Here is a 16,256-nt window from a genome sequence, read left to right as displayed (position 1 = left end):
AGCCTCATAACCTTGAGGTCAGGGGTTCAAATCCCTTCCCGCAACCAAATTTCATCTGCAGCTTTGGGACGGAATAGCGGAGATCGTTGATCGGAGCCGTCCCGACGGGCCGTAGGGCCCGCTCTTACGAGCCCGTAGGGGCTCGCCTTATTGCGCGAAGGCGCTCTTACCTTGCCGATCAGGTGGATACCGTCATCGCCAGTTTGTTGATCGATATACATCCCAAGCGTTTGTCGCTTATAATCACAACTGCGATGCCGTTTTGAGTCGCGCCGATCAATTGCAACAAAGCCATTCTTATGTCTGCAGGTACTGTCTCCGCTCCCACGATCCGAAGGCTTTCAATCCAAAGATACCGTTCGATTAAATCGATGGAGTGGTACCCGGCCGCTGGGCTCAATCTCATTCTCGGAGGCGGTGATGTCGGCAAGACGAGTATCCTTGATGCGATCGCGCTTCTCTTCAGTCCTTCCAATCCCAGTTTCGTGCCTGACACGGATTATTATGGTCGGCAGGAGGAAGGCGGGTTCGTCATCGATGCGGTAATTTCGCTACCCGACGATAGCAAAATCAACAGCCTTCTGAAGGCTGCATGGCCATGGGACTGGGATGGAAAAAAACCCGTTGTGCCAAGCATCGACGAGGATGGTCCCGCCGCTCACAACGAACCTGTTTACTGGGTGCAGGTAACAGGCACGCCCGAGCTGGACCTGGTCTATGAAGTCAAACAGCCTGATGGCACATCGGAAAACATGCCATTGGGGTTGCGGCGGCAACTTGGTCCGGTCCGGTTGAGCAGCGACGATCGCAATGACCGGGATCTGCGGTTTGTTCAAGGCTCCGCGCTTGATCGTTTGCTGGCCGACAAGACACTGAGATCCAGGCTCAGCTCCAAGCTCGCAGAAACCAACGTTGTCGATGCTCTCAGCACCGATAGCAAGGATGCACTCTCGGCGCTGAGCGATGCCTTTGCCGTCAAATCTCTGCCAACGGGTTTGGATATCTCGATCACGGGTGCTCCTGGTATCTCCGTAATGGCTCTGATTGGGCTGACAGCTCAGGGAAGCGGGGTGCAATTGCCACTCAGTAGTTGGGGAGCGGGCACTCGTCGCTTGGCCGCTTTGGCTATCGCCGAACAAACCCAAGGCGCTACCCCCATCACCTTAGTCGATGAAATTGAGCGTGGCTTGGAGCCATATCGGCAGCGGGCCCTCATCGGAAAGTTGGGATCAAGCAAAGCGCAGGCGTTCGTCACCACGCATAGTGCTGCCGCGATATCAGCAGCATCGAACTCGACGCTCTGGTACGTCGATCATAATGGAAAAATCGGCAAGCTTGAGGGCGCAAAGGTTGCGCAGCAACGCGTGAAAGACCCGGAAGCCTTTCTATCGAGGCTTGCAGTTGTATGTGAAGGCGTCACCGAGGTTGGATTCGCGAGCACATTATTGCTTGGTGCGCTCGGCACCCCGCTTGAGCAAGCCGGCATCCGTATCGTGGACGGAGGTGGGCATGAAACAACTTTGGGTTTGCTCGAAGCGCTCGCAGAAGGCGGTTTGAGTTTCGGTGGGTTTGCTGACGACGAAGATGGCAAGCATCCGACGCGATGGAAAAAATTGGAAGAACGGCTTGGAACGCTGCTGTTTCGCTGGCCATCCGGTTGCCTGGAAGAAAATATCATCATGCTTGTCCCAGAAACCAGCCTTGAAGCCCTCGTCCAAGACCCCGCTGGCGAAAAGACCGGACGGCGGCTCCGAAGCTTACAAGAGCGTTTAGGGTCGGACAGCAAGGAATTTGCGGTTCTCGAGGAGAAGGCCGGGGCGAACCTGAGGCAACTCATCATTGACGCCGCGACAGGAACTGTCCCGGTTGGCAAGGAGAGCGAAAAAAAGCACTACGAGTCGCATTCGCAAGATTGGTTCAAGAGCCTTAGTGGCGGCCAAGAACTGGCAAAAAAGCTTTTCGATATGAACCTTTGGCCTTCGCTTAAGGATCAGCTGCTTCCATTCGCGAATGCTGTCCGGAAGGGCGTCGTATTGCCAGAAATTATGGACATAACCTTGTGAGCGACGATACCGTTCGGATTGCTCTCCGATCGGATGCCCGGCTTGTTGTCGTGGAAGCGCCCGCAGGCTGCGGGAAGACGCACCAAGGCGCAGACTACGTCGGAGAGGTCGCCGGCAATAATCGCGACCGCGTGCTCATCCTGACCCATACACATGCTGCCTGTTCGGTCTTTGCCAAGCGAACCCGGGGGATCGGCTCGCATGTGGAAATTAGGACGATCGACAGTCTCGTCGCCCAGGTCGCTACAGCCTATCATATCGGACTCGGTATCCCGGCCGATCCCATGATTTGGGTACGCCAACGGCCGGATGGTTATGCACAGTTAGCGGCGCGGGTCGCTCAGCTGTTTCAGAAATATCCCATGATCGGCAGAGCCGCCGCAAAGCGTTACCCGACCGTCATTTGCGACGAGCATCAGGATTCGAGTGCAGACCAGCATGCGATTGCAATGGCATTGCACAGCAATGGCTCGCGCGTGCGTGTCTTCGCCGATCCCATGCAAAAAATCTTTAAGGAAGCGAACCCTTATTCCTGGGTTGACCTGGTTGGAGCCGCTGACCGCATTGAAGAGCTTGATCATCCGCACCGCTGGGCTAATGGCTGTCCAGAACTTGGAAAGTGGACATTGGCAGCGAGAAACGCTCTGAAGGCAGGTGGCAAGGTTGACCTACGTACCGCGCCGCCCAGCATGAAAATTGTAGATGCGACCAACATTGCCCAGAAAAATCTCGATTATCGTCTTGGTTCAAATGATCGCCGTGCTGTCGATGCTTTTGAAAAACGCCAATCTTCGCTGCTTGTTTTGACGCGCTATAACGAGACCGCACGCGCGCTAAGGAGCTTCTTTGATCGGCGCATCTTGCTATGGGAAGGTTACACGCGTTCGGCGTTGGAAGTCTTTGTTCAGCAACTAGATCGAGTCAATGGACCCGAAGAGGTAGCTGTAGCCATTATGAAATTCATGGAGTCGGTTGCCGTGGGCTTCAGTCCCTCAGAATTCGGGAAACGGCTTGACGACGAAATAGCCGACCGCTGTTCGAAGAACACGCGAGGCAAGCCGGCGTTGATCCAGGAGCTTGCGAGACTCGTGCTTGAATCCCCTGATCACAAGGGCGCCGCCAGAATGCTTACACGCCTGCATGAATTCACCCAATCAGAGCCTCATTTCAAGAACGTCAAGTTGGATTGCCATCGCGAGTTCTGGGACGCCGTCCGCATAGGTCAGTTTGATAATCCGGCCGATGGTTTGGCTGATCTGGCTCGTCGGCGCGCTTACGCCCGCCCGCAGCCGCCCGAACGGGCAATCAGCACCATTCACAAGGCGAAAGGTCTAGAATGCGAGAGCGTGATCGTAATGCCGTGCGACGCAAAGTCGTTTCCGGACACGGCAGAAGCGCGTTGCCTGCTGTATGTTGCGCTCAGTCGCGCAAAGGGCGAACTCATGCTTGTCCTGTCGCCTGACAAACCCAGTCCGCTTTTCGTTCGCTGAGGTGCAGATCGATGACCGAAGTGCCTACCCCAGATAGAGACTTGATGAGTACGCCAGAGGCGATCCTGGAGGCACCTGCGACCTTCGCGGCATGCCGGAATGCACATGGGCTTTACAACACGCTGCAATTTGTCCTTCGGCTAAGCCCCCGGATCCATCAGATCCTCGATGCCGTTCCGTCGGGGGTCTACTCTACCGACGAATTGGACGGTGATCCCAACTGATCACCGGCCTTATCCTGTTCGTGAACGCTCTTTTGCTCTGCCTGGTCTGGACGGTCTATTTCGAGCTCAAGCACGCTTAATCGGTGAATGATCCGAACCTTTGCCATATTTTGCAAAGGACGGTTGCCGCTGAACCGCATGAGAGCGCACACGATCGAACTGGCGCGCCAGGTGAGTAAAAAATACGGCTTTCAGTACACTGACGCTCAATTCAGATGCGCCCCGAGGGAGGATTTTGGCGTCAAGTGCGGGGTCGATGACTTTATCCGTCTTGTGCTGACCGACACTGATCCATCAGGGGGGCTATTCGGTTTCGTTACAAAGCTAAGTGGATAGCCGCTTCCTCGTCGGCGTGACATCTACTCCGCCGCTCCCCCCTTCGTCTCGATCATGAGCACGTCCAGGCTCTCGATCTCCTGCATCGCCCGGCCGGCGATACCCTGCAGGTCGCCGTAGAGTCCCGCCGTCGAGTCCAGCACGCCGCGGAGCTGCTCCTCGCGCTTGGCCCAGAGGCGGGGCATCATCTTGCGCTCGCGGTCAAGGTCCTGGTGCATGTCGGTGAAGCGCTCGACGATGGCGTCGATGCGCTGGCGGAAGCGGGGGCCCGTCAGGTAGGCGTAGACCAGCTCCATCTTGGTCTGCTGACCTTCCTGAGCGGCGCGGCTGGCCGCGACGTCGATCAGCCATTGGCGCAGGACGGTGGCGAGAGGGATCGAGAAGCGGGGGGCCGCGACCCAGACGTTGTCGATGACGTTGAAGGTTTCGAGTCCCTTCGGCAGGGCGCTGGAGACGATCAACGAGATTTCCGCCCGCGCGGCACGCTGGTCATTCCTGACCTTGGCGAGCCAGTCGTGGCTCCAGTTCTTGGTGCGCTTGGATTCCCAGAGGATGGTGCCGCACACCTGGCCGCCGGGGCCAAGCACGCGATGCAGCAGATCACCACCGTTCTGGCCGGTGAGGACAGGTTCGATGAGATCGCCGGAGAAGTTCGTGCGCAGCAGGGCCTCGAGTTCGAGCTCCGAAGTCTCGCCCTGCAATTGCTGGGATCCTTGCTCGGCCTTACGCTTCAGATCCTCGATCTGCCGCTGCATGCCTGCGATCTGCGCCTCCTTCTCGGCAACCCTGGCCCTGAGAGCGTCTTCCGCCTCCAACCTGGCCTTGTCGCGCACGCCGGCGAGGCCGTCCTGGATCCTCTTTTCGACGGTGAGATCGAGCTCCCGCTTGGCGTCGTCCAGCTCGCGCTCCTTGCGCAACACATCCGCCTGGGCCTTCTGCGCCACGGCCAGCTTCTCCGCGTTAGTCGCCAGCAGCTGCTGCATGTCCGTCAGCTGCTGGTCGCGCGCGGTGATTTCGTCGGCCAGGGCAAGTCGTGCCCTCTTGGCCTCGGCTGCCGCGATGGCGGAGCGCTCCGCCTTCAGTTTCGCCGCCACCTGCTCGTCGATGGTCTCGCGCGCCCTGCTGAGCTCGCTCTGCGCCTCGCGCAGCTGAGCCTCACGGCGGCCGAAGGCCGCCTCCTTGTCCGCCAGCTGCTGCTCGAAACGTCGGCGTGCGTCAGCGACGAGAGGTTCGGCGAGCGCGTCCGTCACTGGGATCTGCGTCCGGCACTTGGGGCAGACGATCTGTGGGGCGGTCATGGTATCGGTCCTGATGTCGTTGCCGGGGATTGTATCGGCGTCCCGGACCGCCCTTGCGACGGTCGGCGGCGTTATCCCCGGCAATCGCATCGGACCCGGCAAGCCCTTGGACGGCGTCTGCTTGGAGTTCGTGTCAGTGTTGTCGGGCATCTCAGTTCCTCGTGGCATGGAGATCGCGCTCGCGCAGCATCGCCTCGACAATGCGGCGCAACCGTCGGACCGAGCCGCCGCGCCAGTTGCGTGTGACGGCGGCGTGTTCGGCACCGTCGAGCGGCGGAACCCAGCTCGCATCGAGGCCGCGCTCCCTGGCGAGATCGGCGATCACGGCCGGCAACAGCGTATCGAGATCGCCGGCGGTCGGTTTCGGAAAGCTCACCACGCGAAACCGGTCGCGGATGGGCGAGGGCAGGGGATCGAGGCTGTTGGCGGTGGCAATGTATGAGACCTGGGAGAGGTCCAAGTTGGTCTGCAGCGCCGGATCCGGATAGCGGGCATTTGTCTCGGGCTCGAGAAATCCCAACAAGCAATCCCAGAGCCGACCATAATCTGATCGCGTGCCCGCCTTCTCAATTTCATCCAGCAGGATCAGAGGGCTCGCGGTCTTGCCCTGTGCGATGGCGAGAAACGGATGACAGGGCTCGGCCGAATACCAGCGCCGGTCGGTACCTCCGAACACGGCGCCGTCGTTCCGGCTGGCGTCAGTGCGCCAAACCGTCAGGCCGAGTACTTCGCCGAGCCGCCGCGCGAATCGGCTCTTGCCGCCGCCAACGTCGCCAACCAGCAGCAGCGGACGCAGGCGGACCGTGACCCGGCCAACCAAGTCGGCCAGCGCAAAATCGATGACTTCGCGTGCATAGGGGAATTCGAACAGGAGCGTGGATCGGACCTCGTCCAGCGGCGGCACCTCGGCCAGCGGCAGCGGCGTGTTGATGACGCTCTTCAACGGGCCGAGGATGTCCTTCAGCTTGATGTTCTTCATCGCGTCGTTGCTCAAGCGAGCGACCACCAGCTGACGTTCGGGCACAGCTTTTGCGACAACTGATGCAGCTTGCTCCTCGCCTTCGACGGCCTCTTCCTCGGCCTCCTCCTGCCTCCTGCGCTCCTCCTGCTCCTTGGCCTTGCGCCAGGCCGTCCTTTCCGCCGCTGCAACGCGGTGCGCTGCCATTCGGCTGCCCAAGAAAGCGGCGTTCCGCGCCGCGGAAGCTGTCTTCGACAGCATGTCGGTGCAAGACGGCAGCGCCGCCCAGCCAAAGACAAAATGCTCAAGGCCGCAGCAGAGTTCGTCGTCGACGTGCCGCGAGGCAGCCTGAAAAGCCTGGATCAGCGCCTTGCCGACCCTGCGGTGGTCCGCGAAATAGGTTCGATCGCTAGGCGTCGGCAGGCACACCAATCTCACGCAATCGGCCAGGCTGCGCAGGTTCGGCTCGTTCTGGACGACGGCGCGGTGGTCGAGTTCGGCGGCGAGCGCAAGTCCGGGATCGACGCCGGACGCGTTGGCCCAAGCCCCATTCTGAGGGAGCTGCGGGCACAATTCGTCGATCTCGGCGATCAGCCGCTGCTTAATATGGTCAGCACTGTCGGTGATGAGCATGGAATAGCGGAGCAGCCGGGGAAGATCCTTCAGACTATCGTTCGCGTCGACCGAATCCGCCGCTGCGCCGGTCGAGACCGCGTCGTCGGCATCTGCCCGAAGGCCGAGATCATCGGAGTCCTCGCTCGTGCTCATACTTCGTTGTCCGAGCCGTCGTTATCGTCGACATGCAGGTCCGAGAACACAAGCTTCATGCGCCATGGTCCCGGTTCTGATGCTGCTGGAACGCGATCAGAAGGACGTCTTCCGCCAGGTCGAACTTGCGTGGATCGTCCGAATGTCGTCGGCCGTATTTGAACCAGGATCCGGCGAGCTCGATCGCGAACTTGTGGCCGAGATCGGTGAGACCAACGATCTGCGACATGACCAGCGCGGCCGTCGCATCCTGCTTGAGCGCGGTGTACAGGAGCCACGACATGGTGACGTCGACCGGCAACGTGACTTCCCCGATCGGCATCAGGCCCAACGCGGCGCCAACGGCGGCTGCTGCATCGCCACGAAGAGCGGCGGGGAGGTCATCCCCGCCGCGGAGGACGCGGACATCTCCGAGCGTCGCGCGCAACAGCGACCGCTCGGCATCGTGAAACGAGTCCGGCGGCAACCGGCGCCACCACGCCAGGGGTGACGTCTCGTTGGGTTCATACGGCCAGGGAGACAACCGCGTCAGCCCCCACGCCGGATAGAGCGGTAACGTCGGGCCAGCTTGCCCTGCGACGACCAAACGCGGGCCTTCCAGGTGGCGACCATTCCGCTCCTGCGAGTTGTCCGCCTTCGCCTCATCCATTGTTGAACTCCTACGCACGAATAGCGATGGGCAAGGCGGCGCGGCCCTCAAGGCGGCATCCTCGTCGACACGCGGTCAGATTGCGATTTACGTGCCGCCTAGCGCGCGAAACCAGCCTGCCACTGATCGGGGCCGCGGGGCCGGGCCTGCAGAATATCGGCGACCCGGATGGCTCCCTCGGGCGCCGCGCGCGCGGCCTGTTCGGTGGTGACCTTCGTCTTCACCGCGGTCAGCTTGAGAATGGTCGGCTCCAAAATCTGGAGCAGACCCGCGTGCACCTCGTCGCGGAGGGCCATCGTCATGTTGTCGATCCTGTCAGCGATGGGGACGCCAAAATGACGATCGAGCTCGCCGCCGCTGATCTTGATATTGCGGGGAAAACCGGAGGAGCCGTAATAGTCGATGACCGCGGAATCGACGTGGTCGATGTCGTATCCGAGCTTCTTGAGATGGGACTGAAGGACCAGGCGCGCCGCACGCAGGTCATTCTCGATCGGCTTTCGCGTCTTCCAGGTCGTTTCGCCGTTCCCGCGCTTCACGTCGTAGACGCCGGCCCAACGCTTGGCCTCGTCGATGACGATGATGTCCACCATCACGGACCGCTCCACACGGGAATCCGACTTGAGCTTGATGGTGGAGAGATCCTTTTCGGAGTTTTCCGACGCCAGCAGATCAAGAGCGGCGGCCGTGATCGGGATGGGGCTTTCCGTCAGCACCTCGAACCGGCCGCTGGAGGCCAGGATATCGGCCAACACCCGCTGGATGAGGAGGCCGTGGCGCTGCACGACCAATCCAAAGAAGGAGAACGCGCGGGAGAATTCGGCGCCGATGATCGGATCGATCGAAGAGGTCGCGTCGAGTGCGCTGGCCACGACCTGCTTCGCTGCGCGGGATATGGCTTCGTCGGTGGTCAACAGGCCAAGGGTGGGATCAATCGGCATGTCACTCTCTTTCGGTACGCGGCACTTCATTCTATACGTTATAGCGTATAAAAACAAAAATGTCAACAGGCCACCAGGCGCGTTCGCCGCGTTGGGATGACGATCGCGTCGGCGGTCAGTCCACTATTGATCGTAGTTGAACAGCTCGGTCAGGCGCACTTTCAGCGCATCGGCAATCTTTGTCAGCGACTCTAGCCTAGGATTCGATTCGCCTCGTTCGATTTCGCTTATCAAAGCCTGGCGAAGATCCGCAGCTTCAGCAAGCCCTACTTGTGACAGCTCCGCCAGTTGTCGCAGCCGCCGCACGTTTTCGCCCAGCGTCCGCGCATTCCGGGCGAAGTTGGAAGGAGCCTTTTTGCTGGGTCGACCCATCGGGGACCAATTGTCTGATTGCGAGACCTCGGCCCTTGTCGGTGATTCTCGTATCGTCGTCCAACTGAGACCTGGGAAAACGAGGCAAAACCAGGGGAGAACAGATCGGACCGGCCGGGCAGCCAAGGCGGTATGACCTCGCCGGGCCTTCTAGAACAAGGATTGGTGTTGTCGTCGATCTTCTATGGTGGGCGGCGATGGCTTATAATTTGCGCGCGACTGTGCACGAATTCACGGTAGTCGGCGTCTTGTGATCGGCGCGGTGTCGACCATAAGCTTGAGTGGCGACTGATGCGCGCCATTAGTGCGGATCCGTTGGCGCGAAAGGGCGTCAAGATCCAGGCCGCGGCGTCGAGGCTGATCATGGCGCAGTTGACTGATAGAAGCTGCGGTCAAAGCATAGTCCTGCCCCGCACATCAAGCTATTCGCGTTCCCGCTCGTTGCGCTCGTCCAGAGAAGCGAACGGCTATGCTCAGATTGTGGGATTTGGTATGGGCCTCAACGTGCCCGGTGGCGGACGTGATCGCAGTGAGAAGAGTGACCGGCTCCAAAACGCCGGGCGAGACGCCATTATCTGCAAGCCAGGGCTTGTCGGGGGAGCTCGCCGTCGAACCTATGCGCTTCTGCCTAATGCGCCGTCCTTGTGCTTAGTTCCTGGGTACGTTCTCAAACGCGCAAATGCTATTCCTCGATCAAGGCCTCGCGCTTGTCCAAGGCCATGATAATCCCCTCGATGATGATCGGGTGCATCTTGATTTCCTTCTTGTGGGCGTATTCTCGAAGTCGTTTATGCAAAGACGGTTCGAGATAGACACTCATCTGCTTCCCTTTGGGCTTTTTGGTTCTCGAGACCGCGGAGGTGGGTGCGAGTTGACCGTTGGTACCTCTGCCGGCATCCTCCTCCGGGGGCACTACGAAATACAACTCATTATTGATGTTTGAGTTCTTGCTCAGCAGCTTCACAGGCTCTGCCGCATTGGTACTACTCGCTGCACCAGATAGGTCGCGCAGAGTGGTCGACTTTTTCTTCGCCATCGCCATTCCTTCCTTGACGTACTGCCTTTCGATCACATGATCCTGTGATCCTGTGATCCTGTGATCCTGTGATCCTGTGATCCTGTGATCCTGTGATCCCATTTTTCCGTTGAGATCGTGTTCACTACGCCAGCGCATTTCGATTAAACTTTGAGTGTCAACGATGTCGGTCCGCTGACGGGTAGCGCTTATTCGCGAGAGTTAGTGGGATTTGAGCGTCCCGTCGTGCTCGACAGGACGTTCGCCATGTTCTTCACCAGTCTGGCGATGTCGGCAGCCATCGCCTGGAGCGGCTGACGCCGTGCGAAGACGAGAAGGCGCTGAACGAGGACCTTCGCAACGCTCGGCTGAGTGAGCCGCGCCAGCGATGAGCCGCTGCTCGCGTTCTTCTCCGATCCCTTTCGCTGGAGCATGTCCGGCGCGCCCACGTTCTCTCAGAATGTCTGCCGGGAAGACAAGGAGCAGTTCGGCCGCATACGTCATCACAGGGCCAACAGTGCCGAGGGGAAGCAGCGCCGAGGATTATTGGGATTTCCAGCTTGCGGCCCAGGCGACGGCAGAGCTTCCCGTGGCTACGGCCCGTACCGGGGAGCGGACGGCTCCTCCATAGAAACTGAGGATGCGAGAAGCGCGCCGAAAGTCTTAGTCGGACGATCGGACGTAGCGCGCGCGGTGATGCTTGTAACGGAGAAGCGGACCGGGCGGGTCACCAGGGCACGTGAGTTCGCAGCAGCGATAGGCGCCGCCTCCTCAGCGCGGGCGAATTCCCGCTGGACTTCATGGTATTCGGCCTCCAGGCGGGCGATCTCCGCCCTGGCTGCGCGTTCCTGGTCGCGTCGCTCGAGGGCAGGGGTCTTTTTCCCGGTCCGCTTGTAATGCAGCACGTTCCAACGCGGCAGACGGATCTCGGCCGGAGGCAGCCCCCGTTCCGCATTCGACCGGTGGTCAGCGTGGTAATCGACGCCTCGCTTTTGGCAGTACCGGTTCAACACATCCGCCATGTCGCGGCGGATGACGGAAGCCTTGTCGTAGAACTCCTTATTCCAGTGACGAGCTTTTTTCTGCGCAAACTTCCCGTCCTTGATTTCACGCATCGTGATCAGGAAATGCGCATGGGGATTGAGGCCTCCGTCAGACGCGATCGGACAGTGGATGTCCACTTGCACCACCATGCCGCGCTTCGCGAGAGCTTTGGCCACCCGACGGGCGATTTCGATCCAATCCTCTCGCGCCAGCTCTCGCGGGAGCGACAATTCCATGACGCGTGCCTCCTGCGCATCTGCCCGCGTCTCTGCGGCGGCGGCTCGGGTCCACAACTCCTTGCAGTCCGTGACCCAAGCGGGCGCATCGTCGGGTGCGACGATGAAATGCGCGACGTGATCAGTTCGATCGGAATAATCGACGACAGAACCATCGGGCAATCGCGCCGAACCGCGCAGCTGGTACAGAGAGCGCCCAATGGCGGTCTGCCCACGGCTGCGCTGTACCACGCCCAGATCTAAACCAAAGTGATCGCTCACGTTTGACCCAATGTATAGATGAAGCTGACGGGTAGCCTAAGCGCCGGGCCTGCAAGATGGAAGGCAGCAAAGAATATCCGCCCGTCGGCTTCTTCGATCCAATTTGCGCTTGGTCGGGGCTTCGTGATGAGGGGAAGTGCTTGCCCGGGTTGGCGGCCTCGGCGAAAGCTCTGATGGCCGTGTTGGGACGGCAGAACGGCAGGCTGCTGCGCGCCCAAAAAAAGTTCAACGACGCCTCTGGATCGTTGCAGGATCCTGACAATAATGGGGGGCTCCTGCAATCCAAGCCCAATGGAGCACCCTAATGACTTTCCTTTCTGATGGCGCCGTCCCCGACGAGGCCCCCGGTGGCGGTGATGGGGACGAGACCCAGCGAGTTCAACGCCGCAGCGCCGTCGTACGGTCGGAGCGGCGGCTCGCGGCCCTCCGCCTCGCCCTCGTTCAGGAGAAGCGCAAGCTGCACGAGGCGTCGGCGCGGGAACAGGGTATTCGCGAAGGTGTCGTGGGCCGCGCGGTGTGGGACTTGCTCGCGCAAGGCAGGCTGGAGCCCTCCGTGGTGGCTCTCATTCGCGATGAGGTGCGCGCTCGGCTCACTCCCACCCAGGCGGCGGCGTTCCGCAACAAGGCCTTCGAGTAGCGGCGACGGCACCGACTGCCCCCGAAGGCGACCCCACGAATAGCATCACCTGCCGGCCGCGCCGACGAGACGCCCTCTGGTCGCCGGAAAAGGGGCAAGGGGGGGCCCGTCAGCTAACGCTAAGGTCTATGCACTTCCGCAAGAGGAAGGGCTGTTTAGCGCCTTTACGCCGACGTTGGAGGCCAAGACTTGATCCGAATTCCTCCCGCCCGTGGCCCACTCCCTCACGTCAATGATGGATCGCGATGGAACTCGCGGGCGTGGCGGTCGTTGCATGGCCGCGGCAGCAGTAGCGAGTGGGAGAGCACGTGAACCGACGCCAGCTTGTTCAAGGGTCGGCGGTGCTGCCGGCATTGCTGCTCGCCTCGCGAAGCGGCTTCGCCGCGGCGTCGGATGATGGGTTTGGGCCGTCAACGGTGAGGGACCTGGCCCGTATGCTGGCGGCCAAGCCGCACGAGGCTCCGGACGAGAAGCTCCCGAGCGGATTGAAGGACTTGGACTACGATCAGTATCGTTCGATCCGCTTCTTGCCGGAGCGGGCGCTTTGGCGCGGCAAAAATCTTCCGTTCGAAGCGCAGTTCTTCCATCGCGGCTTCTTTTACAAGAACAGAGTGACCATCTTCGAGGTCGCGGACGGAAAGGCAACCGAGCTCAAGTACCGCAAGGCTGACTTCTCCTTCGGTGAGAAGGTCCCGCCGTTCGAGGACATCGATCTCGGGTTCGCTGGTTTCCGCATACATGCACCGATGAATCGTTCCGACTATTACGATGAGGTGTGCGTATTCCTCGGCGCGAGTTACTTCCGGGCCGTAGCCAAGGGACAGACGTACGGGCTCTCCGCCCGGGGACTTTCGATCGATACCGGCGAAGCCAAGGGCGAGGAATTTCCGCTGTTCAAGGCGTTCTGGCTCGAGCGGCCGGTGCCGGGTGCGACCTCGATGGTCATCCATGCCTTGCTCGACAGCAAAAGCTGCGCAGCGAGCTACCGCTTCACCGTGCGGCCCGGGGAAACGACGGTCTTCGATGTCGAAATGTCGGTCTATCCGCGCGTCGAAATGCCGCGGGCCGGTCTCGCGCCTATGACCAGCATGTTCTTCTACGGTCCGAACGATCGCAACGACATCGACGATTTCCGTCCGTCAGTCCACGATTCCGACGCCCTTGCGATCTTCAATGGGAAGGGTGAAAGCCTGTGGCGGCCGCTCAGCAATCCGCGAGACCTCCAGATCAGCACCTTCCAGGATCTCAATCCGCGCGGCTTCGGGCTGATGCAGCGGGAGAGAAACTTCTTCGCTTACCAGGACCTCGAATCCAGCTTCGAAAAGCGCCCAAGTCTCTGGATGGAGCCGATCGGCGATTGGGGCGATGGCGGGGTCACCTTGTTCGAGATCCCAACCAAGGAGGAGGTCCACGACAACATCGCCGCGTTCTGGCGGCCGAAAAACCCGCTGCAGGCGAAGGGCGAATACAATTACACCTATCGGCTCCACTGGGGTCCAGACGGTCCCAAACCGCATTCGCTGGCCAGATTCACGCGAAGCGGGATCGGGGCGAGGGGTGAGGACGCGCGCCTGTTCGTGCTCGATCTGCTCGGCGACAACCTCAAGGGCATCGATCCTGCGGGTGTCAAAGGCGTGGTGACGGCGGAAAAGTCCGACGTGAAGAACATCGTCACGCAGCCCAATCCCTACACCGGCGGTTGGCGGCTGAGCTTCCAGTGCCAGGTGAAGGGAGAGCCGATCGAGCTGCGGGCGTTTCTGACCGAGGGCGACAAGCCCTTGTCGGAAGTGTGGGTCTACCGATGGGCACCGTGAGCCCGGCGCCCCGCCCGGTCGCCGGCGATATCGCGACCCAGCGCCTGCTGCCGCGCGAGTCGCCCCTTCCGATGGCTCCTGGCGACCTCGGAAAAAGCCGTGTACCCGACCGTGTTCCTGCGCCGGCCGGCGCGGCGATGGCCTCGCGGCGCGGCCTCATCCTGCTCTCGACCGCGGCGCTTACGGGTGCGGGCGGCTACGAGATGTATCGGGTGCTGCAGGTCGGCGGCGTCACCGTCCTCGAAGCCATGGTGCTGGCGCTCTTCCTGATCTTGCTCGCGTGGGTCGCCTTTTCGTTCGCGTCCGCGCTGGCCGGCTTCTTCGTGCTGCTGGCGCATCGTCCGGACGCGGCGACCGGCGCGGAATTGCCTGCCATATCGAGCCGCACCGCCATGCTGCTTCCGACCTACAACGAAGACCCGCACCGATTGACGGCGCGGCTTCGTGCGATCATCGAGTCCTTGGAGGCGACCTCTCACGGAAAGCTGTTCGACTGGTACGTTCTGAGCGACAGCACCGATCCGGACATCTGGGTCGCCGAAGAAAAGGCCCTCCTCGCGCTGCGACAGGCGGTAGGAACGCGGCTGTACTATCGCCACCGGGCCGACAATACGGCGCGCAAAGCCGGCAACATCTCCGAGTGGATCACGCGGTTCGGCGCGGTCTATGACTTCATGATCGTGCTCGATGCCGACAGTCTGATGAGCGGGCAGACCATCGTCCGGTTGGTCCATGCCATCGAGAGCAACCCGAGCGCCGGGCTCGTCCAAACGCTGCCCATGATCGTCAACGCGCGAAGCCTGTTTAGTCGCGTCCAGCAATTCGCGGGCCGCCTGTACGGACCGATGATCGCCGCCGGCGTCGCCTGGTGGCACGGCTCAGAAGGCAACTATTGGGGACACAACGCGGTCATCCGGGTGAAAGCCTTTGCCGAAGCGGCGGCGCTGCCGCCGCTCCGGGGACGCAAGCCATTCGGCGGGCACATCCTGAGCCACGATTTCGTCGAGGCCGCGCTGATGCGGCGGGCCGGGGGGGGCATCTACATGCTGCCGACGCTCGGAGGCAGCTTTGAGGAGGTGCCGCCGTCGCTGCTCGACTTCGCGGCGCGCGACCGACGCTGGTGTCAGGGCAATCTTCAGCATCTGGCCGTGGCCCCTGCGCGAGGTCTCCATTGGGTGTCACGCCTCCACTTCATGGTGGGCATCGGGGCATATCTGACGGCGCCGCTGTGGCTGCTGTTCCTGCTGCTGGGAATGATGATCTCGCTGCAGGCCCGCTTCGTGCGTCCGGAGTATTTTCCGAAGGGCTTCTCCCTGTTTCCGACCTGGCCCGCTCAGGATCCCGTGCTCGCCATCTGGGTGTTCGTCGCCACCATGGGTCTGCTGCTGCTGCCGAAGCTTTTCAGCCTCATCCTGCTTTGGACGCAGCGACCGGTGAGACGGCAATTTGGCGGCGCATTGCGTGCCACCACCGGTGTTCTCGCAGAGATCGCCGTGTCCGCGCTGATGGCGCCCGTGATGATGATCTTCCAGTCGATCGCGGTCGTGGAGATACTGTCCGGCCGCGATGCGGGCTGGCAGACGCAAAGACGCGACGATGGCACGGTGGAGCGCCGCGAGCTCTATCGGAAATACGGCGTTCCTACCCTGTGCGGCGTCGCGATGGCGGCAAGCGCCTACGCCGTTTCGCTGCCCCTGCTGCTCTGGATGTCGCCGGTGATCGTCGGGCTGCTGTTCGCCATTCCTATCGGCGCGCTGACCGCCAGGCCCGCAACCGGCAGATTGTTCGTCACGCCCGAAGAACGAGAGCCGCCCCCGGTCCTGCGCAGGGCGAACGAATTGAGCGCTTCGGCGGATCTCGAAGCCAGGCCCGCGCTGATGGAGCTGCGGGAAGATTCCGCGTTGCTTGCCTTTCACCTGGCGCAGCTGCCGCCTCCTCGCGCCGCCCGGCCCGACACGGTCGACGCCAACCTGGCGGTCGGCCGCGCCAAAGTCGATGCAAGCGATACCTTCCAGGAAGCCGCGGCGCATCTGTCTTCGCGGGAAGTCCTCTCGATCTTGAACGACGGTTCGACGCTCTCGACCGTGCTGCAGAAGCGATGAGGGGTTGGCCTAGCGGGCACTTCGAAGGAGTAGCGAGAGGATCGGCTC

General features: G+C 61.3%; 13 protein-coding genes. 6 read left to right on the top strand and 7 right to left on the bottom strand.

The features are described from left to right. Positions 1-371 precede the first annotated feature (371 nt). A complete protein-coding gene (locus X268_RS19720) occupies positions 372-2,063 on the top strand; it encodes an ATP-dependent nuclease (protein ID WP_245477565.1) in 1,692 nt (563 codons plus the stop codon). Beyond that, positions 2,060-3,553, top strand: coding sequence for an ATP-binding domain-containing protein (locus X268_RS19715; protein WP_128926453.1), 1,494 nt, complete (start codon positions 2,060-2,062; stop codon positions 3,551-3,553). Before X268_RS19720 ends, X268_RS19715 begins: the two co-directional genes overlap by 4 nt. Positions 3,554-4,136: 583 nt before the next feature. On the opposite strand, the gene X268_RS19710 is transcribed toward X268_RS19715, so the two are convergent. The 7 genes from X268_RS19710 to X268_RS19675 all read right to left on the bottom strand — a co-directional run bounded on the left by X268_RS19710 (position 4,137) and on the right by X268_RS19675 (position 11,655). Beyond that, entirely contained in the window at positions 4,137-5,411 is a 1,275-nt protein-coding gene (locus X268_RS19710) for a DUF2130 domain-containing protein (RefSeq protein WP_128929319.1), read from the bottom strand. A 151-nt stretch (positions 5,412-5,562) separates the two neighbouring features. Further along, the gene (locus tag X268_RS19705; protein ID WP_128926452.1) at positions 5,563-7,002 is read right to left on the bottom strand and encodes an AAA family ATPase; all 1,440 of its coding nucleotides are present in this window, start codon (positions 7,000-7,002) and stop codon (positions 5,563-5,565) included. A 190-nt stretch (positions 7,003-7,192) separates the two neighbouring features. Next, complete coding sequence (locus X268_RS19700; protein WP_128926451.1) at positions 7,193-7,786, bottom strand: hypothetical protein; 594 nt, start codon at positions 7,784-7,786, stop codon at positions 7,193-7,195. Between the two features lie 98 nt (positions 7,787-7,884). Further along, positions 7,885-8,727: a hypothetical protein gene (locus X268_RS19695; RefSeq protein WP_128926450.1), complete on the bottom strand. Its 843-nt coding sequence runs from the start codon at positions 8,725-8,727 to the stop codon at positions 7,885-7,887. A gap of 123 nt (positions 8,728-8,850) precedes the next feature. Beyond that, entirely contained in the window at positions 8,851-9,099 is a 249-nt protein-coding gene (locus X268_RS19690; RefSeq protein WP_128926449.1) for a helix-turn-helix transcriptional regulator, read from the bottom strand. A gap of 682 nt (positions 9,100-9,781) precedes the next feature. Next, positions 9,782-10,135 carry a hypothetical protein gene (locus tag X268_RS19685; protein WP_164937820.1) on the bottom strand — a complete coding sequence of 118 codons (354 nt, stop codon included), beginning with the start codon at positions 10,133-10,135 and terminating at the stop codon, positions 9,782-9,784. 572 nt (positions 10,136-10,707) lie between these two features. Beyond that, positions 10,708-11,655, bottom strand: coding sequence for a MobA/MobL family protein (locus tag X268_RS19675; RefSeq protein WP_164937819.1), 948 nt, complete (start codon positions 11,653-11,655; stop codon positions 10,708-10,710). Between the two features lie 56 nt (positions 11,656-11,711). Here X268_RS19675 and X268_RS19670 point away from each other — a divergent pair, with 56 nt between their 5' ends. From X268_RS19670 to mdoH, 4 genes are all read left to right on the top strand, one after another. Beyond that, entirely contained in the window at positions 11,712-11,960 is a 249-nt protein-coding gene (locus tag X268_RS19670; protein WP_128926446.1) for a hypothetical protein, read from the top strand. Further along, positions 11,960-12,292 (top strand): hypothetical protein, encoded by a 333-nt coding sequence (locus tag X268_RS19665; RefSeq protein WP_128926445.1) that lies wholly within the window; start codon positions 11,960-11,962, stop codon positions 12,290-12,292. Before X268_RS19670 ends, X268_RS19665 begins: the two co-directional genes overlap by 1 nt. Before the next feature lie 434 nt (positions 12,293-12,726). Continuing rightward, entirely contained in the window at positions 12,727-14,106 is a 1,380-nt protein-coding gene (locus X268_RS19660) for a glucan biosynthesis protein G (RefSeq protein ID WP_430648422.1), read from the top strand. Next, entirely contained in the window at positions 14,094-16,208 is a 2,115-nt protein-coding gene (gene mdoH, locus X268_RS19655) for a glucans biosynthesis glucosyltransferase MdoH (protein ID WP_128929317.1), read from the top strand. Before X268_RS19660 ends, mdoH begins: the two co-directional genes overlap by 13 nt. The last annotated feature ends 48 nt before the right edge of the window (positions 16,209-16,256 follow it).

Source organism: Bradyrhizobium guangxiense (assembly GCF_004114915.1).
GTDB classification, from domain to species: Bacteria; Pseudomonadota; Alphaproteobacteria; order Rhizobiales; family Xanthobacteraceae; genus Bradyrhizobium; species Bradyrhizobium guangxiense.
Note: the sequence above shows the minus strand (reverse complement) of the source record. Positions and strands in the feature narration are given on the sequence as shown.